This window comes from Ligaoa zhengdingensis, from assembly GCF_014384885.1.
Taxonomy (GTDB): Bacteria; Bacillota; Clostridia; order Oscillospirales; family Ruminococcaceae; genus Ligaoa; species Ligaoa zhengdingensis.
In genome coordinates, this window is record NZ_JACRST010000076.1 from 1 (window position 1) to 1,600 (window position 1,600).

Sequence of the window (1,600 nt, forward strand, 5' to 3'; positions counted from 1 at the left end):
CGCTTCATCGCTATCAATGACGGAGTGGACAGCGCACAGGGCGACAATGACTTTGCCCCGCTGCGGAATATCTTTAACGAATGGCTGGTGAGAGATACGAGCAAGAAAATCAAAGCAGTAAAACGCTCAAAAGGCATGAATGGCAAGCCCATCACAAGCAAGCCTGTGTATGGCTACCTCATGGACGAGGATGAAAATTTCATTATTGACGAGGAAGCTGCACCCGTAGTCAAGCAGATATACAACCTCTGTCTTGCCGGGAATGGTCCGACCAAGATAGCCCGTATGCTCACAGAGCAGCAAATCCCCACGCCGGGAACGCTTGAATACCGCAGGACGGGCAGCACCCGCCGCTACCACCCCGGCTATGAGTGCAAGTGGGCGACCAATACCGTAGTGCATATCCTTGAAAACCGGGAATACACAGGCTGTCTGGTAAATTTCAAGACAGAAAAACTTTCTTACAAAGTCAAGCACAGTGTAGAAAATCCCCCGGAAAAGCAAGTGATTTTCGAGAACCACCACGAGCCTATCATAGACACCCAAACATGGGAACGGGTGCAGGAGCTTCGCAAACAGCGCAAACGCCCAAACCGCTATGATGAAGTGGGTTTGTTCTCCGGCATACTGTTCTGTGCGGACTGCGGCAGCGTGATGTATCAGCAGCGATACCAGACGGACAAGCGCAAGCAGGACTGTTATATCTGCGGCAACTACAAGAAACGCACCCATGACTGTACGGCGCACTTTATCCGCACCGACCTCTTGACCGCTGGTGTACTCTCCAATCTGCGGAAAGTGACCAGCTATGCGGCAAAGCATGAAGCCCGGTTTATGAAACTCTTGATTGAGCAGAACGAGGACGGGGGCAAACGCAGGAACGCCGCCAAGAAAAAGGAACTGGAAGCCTCCGAGAAACGCATAGCCGAGTTATCCGCTATCTTCAAGCGGCTGTATGAGGACAGCGTGACCGGGCGCATATCAGACGAGCGTTTCACAGAGCTGTCGGCAGACTATGAAGCAGAGCAACGGGAGCTGAAAGAAAGAGCCGCTGCTATTCAAGCGGAGCTTTCCAAAGCACAGGAAGCCACCGTGAACGCAGAAAAGTTTATGAATGTTGTCCGGCGGCATACCAGCTTTGAAGAACTTACCCCTACTCTGCTGCGGGAGTTTGTAGAGAAAATCGTTGTGCATGAGTGCAGCTATGACGAGAACAAGACCCGCAGACAGGACATTGAGATTTATTATTCTTTTGTTGGCAAGGTGGACTTGCCCGAATAACCGCCCGACCTATCCGACACAATGCGCAAGTGCCGGATAGGAACGGCAAAATTTTTTACACTTCTATTACTTCTTTATCGCACATCAGTAAAAAGCCAGGGCATTAAGCAGCTTATGGCCGGCGGCGGTGTTGTTCTGATCGGCCTTCAGCTTATCCCTCTGCTGTCCGGCCTGTTCAGCTAAGTGTCACCCGTTGTCCCTTTTCCAGAAAAGGAGCTGATGTATGGACTTTATCATCGACGCAATCGTTGAATGGCTGAAAGGTCTGCTCGTCGATGGTATCATGGGAAATCTGGACGGCCTTTTCGATAACGTCAAT

At 50.9% G+C, this 1,600-nt stretch carries 1 protein-coding gene and 1 pseudogene; both read left to right on the forward strand.

All coding sequences use genetic code 11. From position 1 onward, the window contains the following. A partial coding sequence (locus H8711_RS13695) for a recombinase family protein (protein ID WP_249283889.1) occupies positions 1-1,281 on the forward strand: 1,281 nt, incomplete at its 5' end. Between the two features lie 90 nt (positions 1,282-1,371). Next, positions 1,372-1,464, forward strand: a pseudogene (locus tag H8711_RS14280) (Maff2 family mobile element protein); the annotation flags it as partial. Between the last annotated feature and the right edge of the window lie 136 nt (positions 1,465-1,600).